Genomic DNA, 14,344 nt, shown 5'->3' on the forward strand with positions numbered 1-14,344 from the left:
GTGCGACACGGTGCATTACGGCGCGATACACTTGCCCCATGAAGACCATCACGCAGCGCGAACTCGCAGCGCGGTCCAAGGCCGTGCTCGACGATGTCGAAGCCGGCGAGATCTACCACATCACTCGCAACGGCACCGAGATCGCCGAAGTCCGGCCGATCAGCAGTCGCCGCCGATTCGTCCCCGTCGAGGAACTCCAGCGAAAGTGGCGGAACGCGCCGGCGGTCGACGCGACGCAGATGCGCGCGGAAGCCGACGCCTTCTACGGCGATGAGGACCGGATCGGCGGCGACGACCCGTGGGAGCGGAAGTGACCGAGCGACGCCGACGCGGAGTGCTCGACACCTGCGTCGTGATCGATCTGCCGCAGATCGATCCACAGCTCCTGCCGGCCGATGCCGCGCTGTCGTCCATCGTGCTGGCCGAACTCGCCCAGGGCGTCGCCATGGCCAAGGACCCGGTGCAGATGATGGCCAGGGCCCAGCGACTCGCGGACGTGGAGGCGGAGTTCGCCGCCCTCCCCTTCGACCGCGAGGCAGCTCGGCGGTTCGGCACCCTGGTCGCCCTCACGATCCAGGCCAGGCGGGACCCCCGCCCCCGCCGCATGGACCTGATGATCGCGGCGACCGCGGCCGCCCACGGCCTGCCGCTCTACACGCGGAACGCGGGCGACTTCGTCGGCCTGGAGCAGGGCGTCGACGTCATCCCCGTGTGACGAACGGCCCCGCTCCAGTGGTGCCGCCGCCACTTCCGGACGGGTCGCCGCCACCGGCCGCCCGCGGGGAGCCGGCTACTCCCTCGGGGCGGCGAAGCAGTGGACCACGACCGTGCGGTCGGCGGCCCACTGCTGTTCGCCACTGCCGAGCCAGGTCCAGCCGAGGCGGCGGTAGCAGGCGTTCGCCGGGGCCGCGGTGGCGAGGACGTCGAGGACGGGGTGGAGGCCGAGCGCCCGCGCGTGCGCCACGGCGGACGCCACCAGCTGTGCGCCGATCCGGTGGCCGCGCGCCGTGGGGGCGACGTAGAGCCGGCCGATCACGGCGGTGAGTTCCGGGCGGCCGCCGGTGCGGCGGCTCCACAGGCCGGGGGCGACGTCGCCGGGGGCACTGCGGGAGAGGCCCACGTGGCCGGCCGGGCGGCCGTCCAGTTCGGCGACCCAGGCGGCGAGCAGGCCCCCGGGGGTGAGCCAGGCGGCGGGGCGGTCGGGCCAGTCGGCGGGGTAGCCGTCGGTGGCGTGGACGTCGCCGAGCACCCGGACGCAGTCGGCGAGGTCGGTGACGCGGCGCCGTCGGACGGACACCCCTGCCCCGGCCTGCCGCGAGCCGGACGCGACGACGTTGGCGCGTTCTTCAAGGTCAGCCATGCCGGTACGTTACCGGCCGGGCCCCACCGCCGCAGCAGGTCGGCGACCCCGGCCGGATCCTCGCCGCCACCGCCGGCCGTCGGCCGACGCTCCATCAGCCGAACGCGGCCGGGCGCGCCCAGGCGCTCGGGCGGGCCGTCAGGCGATCGCGGCCGACACCACCGCCGCGACCGCGATGTTGCAGCTGGCCGAGACCCAGACCGCCGGGTGCGGCTCCGGCTCGACCAGGATCGCGCCGAGCCTGCCGGGCGTCAGCAGGTCCACCGCCCAGAAGGCGACGGCCATCAGCACCAGCCCGAGCAGGCCGTAGCAGGCGGTCGAGACCAGGCCCTTGGCGAAGTCCGCGTAGGTGTACATGATCGCGGTGAAGACGATGCCGCCGATGCCCAGCAGCGCGGAGCTGAGCAGCACGGCGGCGTTGCGGTTGCGCTCGACCCAGATCTGGTGGCCGAGCCTGCCGGGCGTCAACAGGTCCACCAGGCCGACGCCGAGGAGCAGCAGCACCACCCCGAGGGCTCCGTAGGCCGCTGCCGCGCCGAGCCCGTGCAGGATGTCGTCCATCGTGGTCCCAGCCCCCGGTCCGCTCGCCGATCCCCGACCGGCCTGGTCAAGGGTTGGCAAAAGATACCCCACCGGGGCGGGCGGCGGACCGGGGAAGCAGGACCCCTGACGTCAGTGGGGATCAGTGTTCCTCGTGCACCAGGTGGTCGACGCAGGCGGCGATCGCGAGCAGCAGGCCGGTGTCGGCGCCGTCGGCGATCTCCACGCCGTAGGTGTCCCGGATCCGGAACCACTTGCGGGAGATCCGGGCGAGGTCGTCGCCGTGGTGGTTCTCGATCCGGTAGTCCTTGTCGATCAGGTTGCCGTGGATCTTCAGCTCGCCGCCGGACGCCAGCTCCACCAGGTACTTGTCGCGGAACGGGGTGAACAGCTTCTCCCGGACGGTCGCGATCACCTCGCCGTCGGCGTCCTCGATCTTCATCGCGTCGCGGACGGTGAACGCCTTCTCCTTCACCACCGCGACCACCCGCCCGTGCGCGTCCTTCAGCTCGAAGGTGTGCCGCAGCCGCAACACCTTGCCGTCCACCAGGTACGCCTTGTGGCCCCGGTCGTCCTCGATCCAGTAGTCGTCTCCGACCGCGAACAGCTTCTCCCTGACCAGGTACCGCACAGCGGCCTCCTCCGTGTCGACGTGACCCCCATTCGACCCGATCCCCCCACCCGCCGGGAAGCACCGCCACACACGGGCGTTCAATGGCGGCATGCGTCCCCACCCCGCCGCCCCGCTGCACAGCGAGCGCCTCGACCTCCTCCCGATCGGCCCCGAGCACGCCGAGGAGCTGGCCGCCGCCCTCGCCGACCCCGCCCTGCACGCCTTCACCGGCGGCTCCCCGGCCACCGCCGACGACCTGCGCGTCCGCTACGCCCGGCTCGCCGCCGGCTCCCCCGACCCCGCCGAGACCTGGGGCAACTGGGCGCTGCGGCTGCGCGCCGACGGCCGCCTCACCGGCTACGTCCAGACCACCGTCCGCCCCGGGGCCGCCGAACTCGCCTGGGTGGTCGGCACCCCCTGGCAGGGCCGCGGCCTGGCCACCGAGGCCGCCCGCGCCCTGCTCTCCCACCTCGCCGCCACCGGCGTCAGCACCGTCACCGCCCACATCCACCCCGACCACCACGCCTCCGCCGCCGTCGCCCGGGCCCTCGGCCTCACCCCCACCGGCGAGCAGCAGGACGGCGAGACCCGCTGGCAGGCGGAACTCCCCCGGCCCTGACCCGGCCCTGACCCGGACCCGGCCCTGGCGCCCTCAGTCCTCCTCGCCCGGCGCCGGATGCGGGTTGATGGCCTGCCCGTCGATCGGCTGCCCCCAGTCGTCGTCGCCCTCGGCCCCCACGCAGTACCCGGAGCCCTCCACCCACCCCCCGGCGTCCTGGCACTGCTCCGCGGTGACGTCACGCGGACCGGGCCGGGCGGCCGCCGCCGAAGCGGCGCCGGCACCGGTGGCGAGCAGGACAGCGGTCGCGACCGTCAGGGCCGACCGGAGCAGGGGTGAGGTGATCATGCGGCCAACGACAGCACGAACCCCGGCCCCCACCCCTCCGACACGCCCACCACCCCCGACCGCGCCCCCACCACGACCGCCGCCCCGGAATGCCGCCCGACCACGATGCGGTTGGATACAGGCATGGCATCTCGTGCACGTGTACGCGCCCCCGAACTGGTCGGGGCAGGCGGTTGGCTGAACACCGGTGGCAAGGAGCTGACGCTCGCCGACTTCCGGGGCAAGATCACCGTCCTGGACTTCTGGACGTTCTGCTGCATCAACTGTCTGCATGTCCTGGACGAGCTGCGGGAGTTGGAGGAGAAGCACCGGGACACCGTGGTGATCGTCGGGGTGCACTCGCCGAAGTTCGTGCACGAGGCGGACCACCAGGCCGTGGTGGACGCGGTCGCCCGGTACGAGGTGCACCACCCGGTGCTGGACGATCCGGCGCTGGCGACGTGGAAGCAGTACGCCGTGCGGGCCTGGCCGACGCTGGTGGTGATCGACCCGGAGGGGTACGTGGTCGCCCAGCACGCGGGCGAGGGCCACGCGCACGCGATCGCGCGGCTGGTGGAGGAGTTGGAGGCCGAGCACGCGGCGAAGGGCACGCTGCGCCGCGGCGACGGCCCGTACGTGGCGCCGGAGCCGACCGCGGGGGACCTCAAGTTCCCGGGCAAGGCGGTCCGGCTGCCCGACGGGCACTTCCTGGTCGCCGACTCCGGCCACCACTCGCTGGTGGAACTGGCCGAGGACGGCGAGACGGTGGTCCGCCGGATCGGCGACGGGCAGCGCGGCCTGGTGGACGGCACCAGCCCCCGGTTCAGCGAGCCGCAGGGGCTGGCACTGCTGCCGGAGGGCTCGGACTACGACGTGATCGTGGCCGACACCGTCAACCACGCGCTGCGCGGGGTGCGGCTGGCGGACGGCTCCGTGACCACGCTGGCGGGCACCGGCCGCCAGTGGTGGCAGGGTTCGGCGACCGAGGGCCCGGCCCGCGAGGTGGACCTCTCCTCGCCCTGGGACGTCGCCTGGTTCGACGGCCGGGTGTGGATCGCGATGGCCGGCGTGCACCAGCTGTGGGCGTACGACCCGGCCGCCGACACGGTCGGCGTCGCGGCCGGCACCACCAACGAGGGCCTGGTGGACGGGCCCGTCGGTGAGGCCTGGTTCGCCCAGCCGTCCGGTCTGGCGGTCTCGGCGGACGGCGAGCGGCTGTGGGTGGCCGACTCGGAGACCTCCTCGATCCGTTGGCTCAGCCGATCGGAGGGGGCACGTGGAACCGGGACGGTCCACACCGCCGTCGGCACCGGCCTCTTCGACTTCGGCCACCGGGACGGCCCGGCCGCGCAGGCGCTGCTCCAGCACCCGCTGGGCGTCACCGTGCTGCCGGACGGCTCGGTGGCGGTCAGCGACACCTACAACCACGCGCTGCGCCGCTTCGACCCGGCGAGCGGCGAGGTCACCACGCTGGCCACCGACCTGCGCGAGCCGTCCGGCGCGGTCCTGGTGGACGGGGACATCGTGGTCGTCGAGTCGGCCCGGCACCGGCTGACCAGGCTGCGGCTGCCGGAGGAGGCGGTGCGGGTCGAGTCGGTCGCGCACCGCACCCGGCGGGCGGCCACCGAGGTCGCGCCGGGCGCGCTCCGGCTGGACGTGGTGTTCTCGGCGCCGAGCGGCCAGAAGCTGGACGAACGGTACGGCCCGTCCACCCGGCTGCTGGTCAGCGCGACCCCGCCCGAGCTGCTGGTCTCCGGAGCGGGCGCGGACAGCGACCTTTCGCGCGAGCTGGTCCTCTCCGAGGAGGTCGCCGAGGGCGTGCTGCACGTCTCGGCGATGGCCGCGTCCTGCGACGACGATCCGGAGATCGAGTTCCCGGCCTGCCACGTGCACCAGCAGGACTGGGGCGTGCCGGTGAAGCTGGTCGCCGACGGCGCGCGCCGGCTGCCGCTGGTGCTCGCCGGCCTGGAGTAGCCCGTCCGGCGTGGAAGGAGCCCGGCGGAGCGTACTCCGCCGGGCCCCTTCGCCGTTGAGGGGGGATCAGCCCTCCAGGAACGCCTTGATCGCGCTGGCCAGCAGGTACGGGTCCTCGGCGCCGCACAGTTCGCGCGCCGAGTGCATGGACAGCGCCGCGATGCCGCAGTCCACCGTCTTGATGCCGAGGCGCGCCGCGGTGATCGGGCCGATGGTGGTGCCGCAGGGCATCGCGTTGTTGGACACGAAGGACTGCCACGGCACGCCGGCCTTCTCGCAGGCGGCCGCGAACACCGCCCGGCCGACGCCGTCGGTCGCGTAGCGGTTGTTGACGTTGACCTTGAGGATCGGCCCGCCGTTCGGCAGCGGGTGGTGGCCCGGCTCGTGCCGCTCGGCGTAGTTCGGGTGGACGGCGTGGCCCATGTCCGAGGAGAGGCAGATCGTCCCGGCCAGCGCCCGGGCGCGGTCCTCCGGGGTGCCGCCGCGCGCGTGGACGGTGCGGTCGAGGACGTTGCCGAGCAGCGGGCTCTGCGCGCCGGTGTCCGACTCGCTGCCGGTCTCCTCGTGGTCGAAGGCGGCCAGCACCGGGATGTACGGCAGGTCGGCGGCGTCCTCGGCGGAGGCGACGGCGGCCAGCGCGGCGGTGGCGGCGTGGACGGACAGCAGGTTGTCCAGGCGCGGGCCGGCCAGCAGCTCGCGGTCGCGGCCCAGGTAGGCGGCCGGCTGGACGTCGTGCGTCATCAGGTCCCAGCCGGCCACGTCGGCGGCGTCCACGCCCGCGCGCTCGGCGACGTACGAGATCAGCGAGCCCTCGTCGACCGGGCCGAGGCCCCAGATCGGGGTGAGGTGGCGCTGCTTGTCGAGCTTCATGCCGTCGTTGACCTGGCGGTCCAGGTGGATCGCGAGCTGCGGCACCCGCAGCAGCGGCTCGTCCAGCTGGACGAGCCGCGAGCTGCCGTCCTTCAGCGCGAGGCGGCCGGAGAGCCCGAGGTCACGGTCCAGCCAGGTGTTCAGCGGGACACCGCCGTAGATCTCCACGGCGACCTGGCGCCAGCCGGCCGAGCCGGTGTCCGGCACCGGCTTGACCCGCAGGTTCGGCGAGTCGGTGTGGGTACCGACCACCCGGAACGGGGTCTCGGGGCGGGCGCTCTCCGGCAGGTACCAGGCGATCAGGGCGCCGCCCCGGATCAGGTAACGGCCGCCGGCGGCGCCGTCCCAGACGTCGGTCTCGGCGACCTGCCGGAAGCCTGCCTTCTCCAGCCGCTCGGCGGCGCTCGCGACCGCGTGGTACGGGGACGGCGAGGTGCCGAGGAACGCGATCAGATCGTCGCTGTGCGTCCGGTCGAAGAATGCCTGGCGGGCGGCGGCGGTCGACATACTGCTCCTGAGTCGAGGGAGGGCTGAAGCCGGATGGGGAGTCGGCTTCGCACCTTGAGCATATGCCCGTACACGGACAGGGAATTCGGAACCTCCCAACGGATGCAGAACGAGGACACAACCGTGAAGTGACGCCTTGCCGAACTCCGTACACCCAGAGATCCGCGCCGGTCGCGGACGGTCATCGCCATGCCGGGCCCGGCGCCTGAGGCCCCCGAACAACGGGTGCGAAACGGGCGAACTCGGCGACGGGTGCGGGGCGGACGGGCCGCAACGTCGAAGGGCCCGGCGGGAGCCGGGCCCTTCGACGTGAGGGTGCTGTCAGGCGGTCGGAGAGGTGTCACGCCCCTCGCGGCACCCCTGGGGGCACCGCGGCGGGTGACGGGTGGGGCGAGGGCCTCAGAAGGCCTCCTCCGCCAGGTCCATGATCTCGTTGTCGATGCCCTCGGCGATCAGCCGCTGCGGGGCGACGGTCGGCAGGACGTTCTTGGCGAAGAAGCGGGCCGCCGCGACCTTGCCCTGGTAGAACGGGACGTCCTTCTCCGAGGCGCCGGCCTCCAGCTTGGCCAGCGCCACCGCGGCCTGACGCAGCAGCAGCCAGCCGACGACGACGTCGCCGGAGACGAGCAGCAGGCGGGTGGTGTTGAGGCCCACCTTGTACATGTTCTTGACGTCCTGCTCGACCGAGGTGAGGTCGGCCAGCAGCTTGCCCACGATGGCGTCCAGATCACCGACGGCCTTGGCGAGCAGCTCGCGCTCGGCGGCCAGGGCGTCGCCGCCCTCGGCCGCGCCGAGGAACTTCTGGATCTGCTCGGACAGCGCGGTGAGCGCCTGGCCGCCGTCCTTGACGATCTTGCGGAAGAAGAAGTCCTGGCCCTGGATCGCGGTGGTGCCCTCGTAGAGGGTGTCGATCTTGGCGTCCCGGATGTACTGCTCGATCGGGTACTCCTGCAGGTAGCCGGAGCCACCGAAGGTCTGCAGGGACTGGGCGAGCTGCTCGTAGGACTTCTCGGAGCCGTAGCCCTTGACGATCGGCAGCAGCAGGTCGTTGAGGCGCTCGGCGGCCTCGTCGCGCTCGCCGCGCAGGCCGGCGGCCACCATGTCGTCCTGGACGGACGCGGTGAACAGGACCAGCGCGCGCATGCCCTCGGCGTAGGCCTTCTGGGTGAGCAGCGAGCGGCGCACGTCCGGGTGGTGGGTGATGGTGACGCGGGGGGCGGTCTTGTCCAGGAACTGCGAGATGTCGGCGCCCTGCACGCGCTCCTTGGCGTACTCCAGGGCGTTCAGGTAGCCGGTGGAGAGGGTGGCGATGGCCTTCGTGCCGACCATCATCCGGGCGAACTCGATGATCTTGAACATCTGGCGGATGCCGTCGACCTTCTCGCCGAGCAGCCAGCCCTTGGCCGGGTGCTTGGCGCCGAAGGTCATCTCGCAGGTGTTCGAGGCCTTGAGGCCCATCTTGTGCTCGACGTTGGTGGCGTAGGCGCCGTTGCGCTCGCCCAGCTCGCCCGTCTCCCAGTCGAAGTCGAACTTGGGGACGATGTACAGGCCCAGGCCCTTGGTGCCGGGCTTGCCGCCCTCGGGGCGCGCCAGCACCAGGTGGATGATGTTCTCGGACATGTCGTGCTCGCCCGAGGTGATGAAGCGCTTCACACCCTCGATGTGCCAGGAGCCGTCCTCCTGCTTGATCGCCTTGGTGCGGCCGGCGCCCACGTCCGAGCCCGCGTCGGGCTCGGTGAGGACCATGGTGGCGCCCCAGAGGCGGTCGGTCATCCGCTGGGCGACCTTCTTCTGCTCCTCGGTGCCCTCGTCGTGGACGACGCCGGCGAAGGCGGGGCCGGAGGAGTACATCCAGATGGCCGGGTTGGAGCCCAGGACCTGCTCGGCGTAGGCCCAGATCAGGGAGGACGGGGTGACCTGGCCGCCGATCGCCTCCGGGATGCCCAGACGCCACCACTCGGCGTCCATGTAGGTCTGGTAGCTCTTCCTGAAGGTGGCCGGGACCGGCGCGGTGTTGGTCTCGGGGTCGAAGACCGGCGGGTTGCGGTCGGTGTCGGTGAAGGACGCGGCGAGGTCGTTCTCGGCGAGGCGCGAGATCTCGCTCAGGATGTTCTTCGCGGTCTCGACGTCCATGTCCGCGAACGGTCCGGAGCCGTAGACCTGCTCGCGACCGAACACCTCGAAGAGGTTGAACTCCACGTCCCGCAGGTTGGACTTGTAGTGACCCATGGCCGTTTTCTCCGGTTCGTCGCTTCCGGGAGACCGCCGCGTTCGGGCGCCCCGTACCCACCAGTACGCATCATGATGCTACCCAGCGGTAACTTGGGCAAGCCCCTGGCGGTGAATCCGCTATGAACGTGGTCACGTCCCACAAGTCGGGACGACCAGTCCTTGTCAGGATCGACGCCCGCACGGGCGGGTGCGCTCCCGATAGCCTGTCCGTGTGTACGGATATGACCAGAACGCATACCCGGGCGACCCCTACCAGCAGCAGGCGGGTCCGCAGCCGGGCATGAACGGCATGCCCGGCCCCGACGCCTACGGCGCGCAGTCGCAGGCGTCCCAGCAGTCCCTCTACCCCGAACCCTCCCCGCCGTCGCTGGCGGACGCCGTCCGGGCGTTCACCACGGGCTCGATGGCGGTCGAGGACTTCCAGGCCATCTTCATCACCTCGAAGGTGCACTGCCCGCGCGGCGAGCGGCCCGGCTTCCTGGCGCTGCACAACACGCCGACGCCGGTGATCCCGATGTTCAGCTCGCTGAAGGAGCTGCGCCGCTACGCCGGCAAGGACTCCAAGCACTTCACCGTCACCGGCGCCGAGGTCCTGGACCTGCTGCCGACCGGCTACGGCTTCGCGCTGGACATGGAGGGCGAGCACCGGATGGTGTTCGACGCCAAGGCGGTCGAGCAGATGGTCGACTTCACCATGCGCCGCATGTACGGCTGACCCATCCTGGAGGAGGAGCCCCGCGCTCCTTCGTCGCCATATGGTTCAACTTTCAACTTGCTTGTTGTTGAGAATTGAACTAACCTCGTGGACGTAGGCCAGAGGAACCCCCCGAAGGAGGCCGACATGCCCGCCGTGACCGTCGACAACCCGCTGACCCTGCCGCGCGTCGCCACCCCGGACCCCGCCGCCACCAGCGCCCGGCCGGTCCTCACCGTCGCGACCGCACCCGAGGGCTTCGAAGGCGAGGGCTTCCCGGTCCGCCGCGCCTTCGCCAAGATCAACACCAAGTACCTCGACCCGTTCATCATGATGGACCAGATGGGCGAGGTGGAGTACGCCGCCGGCGAGCCCAAGGGCACGCCCTGGCACCCGCACCGCGGCTTCGAGACGGTCACCTACCTGATCGACGGCGAGTTCATCCACAAGGACTCGCACGGCGGCGGCGGCCACCTCGGCGGCGGCGACACCCAGTGGATGACGGCCGGCTCGGGCATCCTGCACATCGAGACCCCGCCGGAGTCGCTGGTGGCCACCGGCGGCCTGTTCCACGGCATCCAGCTGTGGGTCAACCTCCCGGCCTCCGACAAGATGGCCGCCCCGCGCTACCAGGACATCCACGGCGGCCACGTCAAGCTGCTCTCCACCCCGGACGGCGGCGCGATCCTGCGGCTGATCGCGGGCGAGCTGGACGGCCACCGGGGCCCGGGCGTCACCCACACGCCGATAACCCTGCTGCACGCCAGCATCACCCCGGGCGCGCAGGTCACCCTGCCGTGGCGGCCGGACTTCAACGCGCTCGCCTACGTCCTCAACGGCGACGGCACCGTCGGCGCCGAGGGCCGCCCGGTCCGCACCGGGCAGGCGGCCGTGTTCGGCGAGGGCGACACCATCACCATCACCGCCGACACCAAGCAGGACTCCCGCCACCCCAACCTGGACGTGATCCTGCTCGGCGGGCAGCCGATCCGCGAACCGGTCGCCTGGTACGGGCCGTTCGTGATGAACAGCCACCGCGAACTGGAGCAGGCCATGCGGGACTTCCAGTCCGGCCGGTTCGGCCACCCGATCGACTGACGGCACCATCCCGGGCGGCCGCACCGCCCTCGGTGACGGCACCAGCTCGGTGACCGCACCGCCCCCGGCGCCTCGGCCGTCTACGCGCTACAGCAGCGCGTAGACGGCCGAGGCGTCGTCGTGCGCCTTGCCGCGCGGCCAGCGCTCGCAGGCGGCGTCCGCCCGCTCGACCTCGCGGACCTGCGCGATCAGTTCGCCCGGACCGGACTCGGCGAGCAGCCGCAGCGCGTCCGCCCAACTCCCCAGCCCGAAGCGCTCGGTGAAGCGCGAGGCGCCGTCGGTGAGCGCGGCCAGCGCGTGCAGCCGCTCCAGCCGGACGAAGCCGGTCTCCGCGTGCCCGGCCGCCTTCGGGCTGGCCGCGGCGATCCACGGACCGTTGCCCCGGTTGCGGGCGGACCGGACGGCCAGCGCGTACTCCAGGTGCAGCGCGGCCCGCTCGGCCGAGCCGGGGACGGTCGCCCAGACCTGCCGGCGCAGTTCCTCCCCACCGGGGAAGCGCTGGTTGTCCCCGATCACCTTCGGCGGTCCGTCCTTGTACTCCAGCACCAGCAGCGAGTCGCCGAGCACCAGGTACTCCAGCGACTCGCCGTGCCGGCGGGCCGCCACCACCATGGCCGCGGGGGTGTTGGGGTGGCCCAGGTCGCAGCGGCCGCCGTGCAGCGCGGCCGTCTCCACGATGGCGTCGGCCAGGCACTCGGCGATCGAGCGGTCCACCCGGTCGGTGAGCCGGGCGAGCAGGTGCACGCCCAACCGGCGGACGTACCAGGCGGTTCCGTGCCGGCACCCGGACTCCAGGCCGGCCGGCGAACTCGCACCGTCCAGCAGTACCAGCGCCTCCGGCGAGGCCGCCGCGAAGTCCTCGCTCTCGCGGTCCGGCCGCCGTGCTTCCCCTGCGAGCTGTAGCTGCATCCCGACAGTGTGGCCGCCGCCCCCGGCCCGCGCCCAGACCCCTGCGCCGGTGTGGCGCGGGCCGGTCCCCGCCGCCCGGTGGCAGCCGGGGCAATCCGGTCATACCGTCGAATAGCGACCGGACAATTCGGCCAATCAGGGCCTGTCAGGTTTGGGATCACCTTCGGGTGTCCGGGCGGCCCGGGACTGACGAGGAGCAGGAGATGTTCTGGGAGTTCATCGTGCTAGTGGCCGCCTCGACCGGCTTTCCGACCGCCGCGCTGCTCTTCCTGATCGGCGGGCCGCGCTTCCCCGACGAACAGCGCGGCGGCCGGCACGCCTGACGCCAGGCCTGCGCCCGCCCGCACCCGAAAGCTTCAGGCCTTCCAGGCCGGGTCCCGCCCGAGCAGGGCCAGCGCGCGGTCGAACCGGCCGCCCGCCGCACCCGGTTCGAGGCGCGGCGCGAACGCCTTGCCCGGCACCCGGTTCTCCGGCGCGGCCGGGACGGCCTCGGCGACCGCCAGCAGGGTCGCCGCCAGCGCCTCGTCGCCGTCCACGACGGCGGTGAACGGGGCCTGGACACCGAGCGCGGCCGCGACGTCCCAGCCGTGCACCAGGATGTCGAGCAGGTGGAAGCCGACCGCGTGCGCCAGCGGGAAGGGGCCGCCGTGCTGGATCTCCGGCAGCCAGACCTCGCGCCCGGCCGCCACGGCCTCGCGGAACGCCTCGGTGAGCTCGGCGCCCGTGCGGCGGAAGGCGCCCGCCGGGTCGTCGCCGACCGGGGCGTCGGCCCAGAGCGCGAGGTCGGTCCCGGCGCCGCGGGCGGCCGCGGCGAAGCCCTGGTGCTGGCCGACGATGTGCTCCATCAGCCGCCGCAGCGTCCAGCCCGCGCACGGGCTCGGCAGCTCCAGCTGGTCCGACCGCAGGCCGTCCACCACTTCGGCGGCCAACTCCAGGGACCGGGCGTGCAGTTCGACGAGCTCTCCGGCACGGCTCATGCGGCGCTGACCTCCTGACCGGCCGACAGGAAGCCGATCGCGTTGTCGATGACGGTGGGCTCGGCGACGATCCGGCGGTGGCCGAGCCCTCGGGTGACCAGTAGTTCCAGCCGGTCACCGTACGCGGCTTTCAGGCGCCGCGCGTGCGATATTCCGACCACGTCGTCGCCCTCGTCGTGCGCCACCAGGATCGGCGGCGACACCTCCTCGGGCCGGTGCGCGGCGTCGAAGCGCCGCCACGGGTCCTCGGTGCCGGCGAACAGCTCGTGCTCGATCCGGTGCCGCAGGTCCCGCTCGATCACCGGGCCGAGGCCGAGCCCGGCGCAGAACGCGCCCGGCAGGTAGGCGAATTCGCTGACCCCGGCGAGCGCGACCAGCCGCCCGGCCCGGACCCCCTCGCGCAGCGCCAGGAACGCCCCGGCCACGCCCAGCGAGTGCGCCACGATCGCCTCGAACCCGCCGTAGCCGTCCTGGAGTTGCCCGGCGATGGCGCGGTACTCCAGCACCGTGGTGGCCCGGCCGCCGGAGTCGCCGTGGCCCGGCGCGTCGAAGGCGACCGGGCTCAGCCCGAGCGCGCGCAGCCGGGGCACGTAGGGGGCGAAGCGCGAGGCGCGGGAGCGCCAGCCGTGCATCAGCAGCACCGGCCGGGCGCCGTCGCCCCAGCGGTAGACGACGACGTCCTTGCCGTTCACGGTGATCCGCTCGACGGCGGCCTGCCGGTGGGTCTCCCGCTCGGCGGGGCGGACGGCGCTGCGCCGCAGCGGACGCTGGAACAGCTCGTACGTGGCGCGGCCGGCCAGCCGGGGCGCCAGGTGCGAGGTGGTGTTGAGGGCGGTGCGAACCAGTGCGAGGGCCGGGTCCATGCGGTCTCCCTGTCGGTGCGGACGGGCGTGCCGGGGTGCGGGGCCGTACTGGGCCCGGATATTAGCACGACCGTTCGTGCAGTTTCATGGGCGGGAAGTCCGCCGCCCGCCCCCGGGCTACCCTGGCGGCACGCACCGCGACGGCGACGGCGACGACGAGAACTGAGGTGGCCGATGGCCGGGTCGACCACGGACGGACGGGTCCTGCGCGGCGAGGAGACCCGCCGGGCGGTGCTGCACCGCGCCGTCGCGATCGCCTCCGTCGAAGGCCTCGGCGCGCTCTCCATCGGTCGCCTCGCCACCGACCTCGGGCTCAGCAAGAGCGGCGTGTTCGCCGGCTTCGGCTCCAAGGAGGAGCTCCAGCTCGCCACCGTCCGCGCCGCCCGCCGCATCTTCGCCGACGCCGTCGTCGCCCCGGTCGCCGACACCCCGCCCGGCCTCGCCCGGGCCCGCGCCCTCTGCGAGAGCTGGCTCGCCTACTCCCGGGCCCGGGTCTTCCCCGGCGGCTGCTTCTTCTACGAGGTCACCGCCGAGTTCGACGCCCGCCCCGGCGCCGTCCGGGACGCCCTCGCCGACTGCGCCCGCGAGTGGCGCCAGGTGATCGCCGACGCCCTCGCCGAGGCCCGCGCCACCGGCGGCCTGCGGCCCGGCACCGACCTCGACGACCTCGCCTTCGCCCTGATCGCCCTCCTGGAGACGGCCAACTCGCAGGCCGTGCTGCACGACGAGGACACCCCCTACCAGCGGGCCGGCCGCCTCCTGCTGCGCCTGCTGCGCGCCGAGGCCACCGACCCGGCCGACCCGGCGCTCGCCTAGCAGGC

16 protein-coding genes are annotated in these 14,344 nt (G+C 73.0%); 7 read left to right on the forward strand and 9 right to left on the reverse strand.

The window, feature by feature from the left end:
- The first annotated feature begins 38 nt into the window (after positions 1-38).
- Positions 39-314, forward strand: coding sequence for a PhdYeFM domain-containing protein (locus ACIOGZ_RS09160; RefSeq protein WP_363621209.1), 276 nt, complete (start codon positions 39-41; stop codon positions 312-314).
- Positions 311-715, forward strand: a complete 405-nt coding sequence (locus tag ACIOGZ_RS09165; protein ID WP_400985437.1) for a PIN domain-containing protein — start codon at positions 311-313, stop codon at positions 713-715. Before ACIOGZ_RS09160 ends, ACIOGZ_RS09165 begins: the two co-directional genes overlap by 4 nt.
- 75 nt (positions 716-790) lie before the next feature.
- Here the strand turns inward: ACIOGZ_RS09165 and ACIOGZ_RS09170 are convergent, their stop codons facing one another.
- The 3 genes from ACIOGZ_RS09170 to ACIOGZ_RS09180 all read right to left on the reverse strand — a co-directional run bounded on the left by ACIOGZ_RS09170 (position 791) and on the right by ACIOGZ_RS09180 (position 2,531).
- On the reverse strand, positions 791-1,360 hold the full coding sequence (locus tag ACIOGZ_RS09170; protein ID WP_363581434.1) for a GNAT family N-acetyltransferase: 570 nt from the start codon (positions 1,358-1,360) through the stop codon (positions 791-793).
- A 138-nt stretch (positions 1,361-1,498) separates the two neighbouring features.
- A complete protein-coding gene (locus ACIOGZ_RS09175; protein ID WP_400327416.1) occupies positions 1,499-1,921 on the reverse strand; it encodes a DUF350 domain-containing protein in 423 nt (140 codons plus the stop codon).
- Between the two features lie 121 nt (positions 1,922-2,042).
- A complete protein-coding gene (locus tag ACIOGZ_RS09180; RefSeq protein WP_363581438.1) occupies positions 2,043-2,531 on the reverse strand; it encodes an LURP-one-related family protein in 489 nt (162 codons plus the stop codon).
- Between the two features lie 91 nt (positions 2,532-2,622).
- Here ACIOGZ_RS09180 and ACIOGZ_RS09185 point away from each other — a divergent pair, with 91 nt between their 5' ends.
- Complete coding sequence (locus tag ACIOGZ_RS09185; RefSeq protein WP_363581440.1) at positions 2,623-3,132, forward strand: GNAT family N-acetyltransferase; 510 nt, start codon at positions 2,623-2,625, stop codon at positions 3,130-3,132.
- A gap of 33 nt (positions 3,133-3,165) precedes the next feature.
- On the opposite strand, the gene ACIOGZ_RS09190 is transcribed toward ACIOGZ_RS09185, so the two are convergent.
- The gene (locus tag ACIOGZ_RS09190) at positions 3,166-3,420 is read right to left on the reverse strand and encodes a hypothetical protein (RefSeq protein ID WP_363581442.1); all 255 of its coding nucleotides are present in this window, start codon (positions 3,418-3,420) and stop codon (positions 3,166-3,168) included.
- Between the two features lie 123 nt (positions 3,421-3,543).
- Here ACIOGZ_RS09190 and ACIOGZ_RS09195 point away from each other — a divergent pair, with 123 nt between their 5' ends.
- Complete coding sequence (locus ACIOGZ_RS09195; protein WP_363581444.1) at positions 3,544-5,373, forward strand: NHL domain-containing thioredoxin family protein; 1,830 nt, start codon at positions 3,544-3,546, stop codon at positions 5,371-5,373.
- A gap of 66 nt (positions 5,374-5,439) precedes the next feature.
- Here the strand turns inward: ACIOGZ_RS09195 and ACIOGZ_RS09200 are convergent, their stop codons facing one another.
- Positions 5,440-6,750 carry a M18 family aminopeptidase gene (locus tag ACIOGZ_RS09200; protein WP_363581446.1) on the reverse strand — a complete coding sequence of 437 codons (1,311 nt, stop codon included), beginning with the start codon at positions 6,748-6,750 and terminating at the stop codon, positions 5,440-5,442.
- A 399-nt stretch (positions 6,751-7,149) separates the two neighbouring features.
- Complete coding sequence (locus ACIOGZ_RS09205; RefSeq protein ID WP_363581448.1) at positions 7,150-8,979, reverse strand: acyl-CoA dehydrogenase; 1,830 nt, start codon at positions 8,977-8,979, stop codon at positions 7,150-7,152.
- A gap of 214 nt (positions 8,980-9,193) precedes the next feature.
- On the opposite strand from ACIOGZ_RS09205, the gene ACIOGZ_RS09210 reads away from it, so the two are divergent.
- Together ACIOGZ_RS09210 and ACIOGZ_RS09215 are read left to right on the forward strand one after the other, a co-directional pair.
- A complete protein-coding gene (locus ACIOGZ_RS09210) occupies positions 9,194-9,697 on the forward strand; it encodes an SseB family protein (RefSeq protein ID WP_063348360.1) in 504 nt (167 codons plus the stop codon).
- Positions 9,698-9,823: 126 nt separating this feature from the next.
- Positions 9,824-10,774 carry a pirin family protein gene (locus tag ACIOGZ_RS09215; protein ID WP_400985440.1) on the forward strand — a complete coding sequence of 317 codons (951 nt, stop codon included), beginning with the start codon at positions 9,824-9,826 and terminating at the stop codon, positions 10,772-10,774.
- A gap of 87 nt (positions 10,775-10,861) precedes the next feature.
- Here ACIOGZ_RS09215 and ACIOGZ_RS09220 read toward each other — a convergent pair whose 3' ends face one another.
- The 3 genes from ACIOGZ_RS09220 to ACIOGZ_RS09230 form a co-directional block, all read right to left on the reverse strand.
- Positions 10,862-11,683, reverse strand: a complete 822-nt coding sequence (locus tag ACIOGZ_RS09220) for an integrase (protein ID WP_363581452.1) — start codon at positions 11,681-11,683, stop codon at positions 10,862-10,864.
- A gap of 356 nt (positions 11,684-12,039) precedes the next feature.
- On the reverse strand, positions 12,040-12,660 hold the full coding sequence (locus tag ACIOGZ_RS09225) for a TIGR03086 family metal-binding protein (RefSeq protein ID WP_400985441.1): 621 nt from the start codon (positions 12,658-12,660) through the stop codon (positions 12,040-12,042).
- Positions 12,657-13,523, reverse strand: a complete 867-nt coding sequence (locus ACIOGZ_RS09230; RefSeq protein WP_400804456.1) for an alpha/beta hydrolase — start codon at positions 13,521-13,523, stop codon at positions 12,657-12,659. The genes ACIOGZ_RS09225 and ACIOGZ_RS09230 overlap by 4 nt, the downstream gene beginning before the upstream one ends.
- Before the next feature lie 174 nt (positions 13,524-13,697).
- On the opposite strand from ACIOGZ_RS09230, the gene ACIOGZ_RS09235 reads away from it, so the two are divergent.
- A complete protein-coding gene (locus ACIOGZ_RS09235; RefSeq protein WP_363581458.1) occupies positions 13,698-14,339 on the forward strand; it encodes a TetR/AcrR family transcriptional regulator in 642 nt (213 codons plus the stop codon).
- The last annotated feature ends 5 nt before the right edge of the window (positions 14,340-14,344 follow it).

Source organism: Kitasatospora sp. NPDC088160 (assembly GCF_044741445.1).
Taxonomy (GTDB): Bacteria; Actinomycetota; Actinomycetes; order Streptomycetales; family Streptomycetaceae; genus Kitasatospora.

Excerpts from the sequence above, each read along its gene's own strand:
- ACIOGZ_RS09160 (WP_363621209.1), top strand. The coding sequence starts at position 39 with ATGAAGACCATCACGCAGCGCGAACTCGCAGCGCGGTCCAAGGCCGTG.
- ACIOGZ_RS09170 (WP_363581434.1), bottom strand. The coding sequence starts at position 1,360 with ATGGCTGACCTTGAAGAACGCGCCAACGTCGTCGCGTCCGGCTCGCGG.
- ACIOGZ_RS09175 (WP_400327416.1), bottom strand. The coding sequence starts at position 1,921 with ATGGACGACATCCTGCACGGGCTCGGCGCGGCAGCGGCCTACGGAGCC.
- ACIOGZ_RS09185 (WP_363581440.1), top strand. The coding sequence starts at position 2,623 with ATGCGTCCCCACCCCGCCGCCCCGCTGCACAGCGAGCGCCTCGACCTC.
- ACIOGZ_RS09190 (WP_363581442.1), bottom strand. The coding sequence starts at position 3,420 with ATGATCACCTCACCCCTGCTCCGGTCGGCCCTGACGGTCGCGACCGCT.
- ACIOGZ_RS09195 (WP_363581444.1), top strand. The coding sequence starts at position 3,544 with ATGGCATCTCGTGCACGTGTACGCGCCCCCGAACTGGTCGGGGCAGGC.
- ACIOGZ_RS09200 (WP_363581446.1), bottom strand. The coding sequence starts at position 6,750 with ATGTCGACCGCCGCCGCCCGCCAGGCATTCTTCGACCGGACGCACAGC.
- ACIOGZ_RS09205 (WP_363581448.1), bottom strand. The coding sequence starts at position 8,979 with ATGGGTCACTACAAGTCCAACCTGCGGGACGTGGAGTTCAACCTCTTC.
- ACIOGZ_RS09215 (WP_400985440.1), top strand. The coding sequence starts at position 9,824 with ATGCCCGCCGTGACCGTCGACAACCCGCTGACCCTGCCGCGCGTCGCC.
- ACIOGZ_RS09220 (WP_363581452.1), bottom strand. The coding sequence starts at position 11,683 with ATGCAGCTACAGCTCGCAGGGGAAGCACGGCGGCCGGACCGCGAGAGC.
- ACIOGZ_RS09225 (WP_400985441.1), bottom strand. The coding sequence starts at position 12,660 with ATGAGCCGTGCCGGAGAGCTCGTCGAACTGCACGCCCGGTCCCTGGAG.
- ACIOGZ_RS09230 (WP_400804456.1), bottom strand. The coding sequence starts at position 13,523 with ATGGACCCGGCCCTCGCACTGGTTCGCACCGCCCTCAACACCACCTCG.
- ACIOGZ_RS09235 (WP_363581458.1), top strand. The coding sequence starts at position 13,698 with ATGGCCGGGTCGACCACGGACGGACGGGTCCTGCGCGGCGAGGAGACC.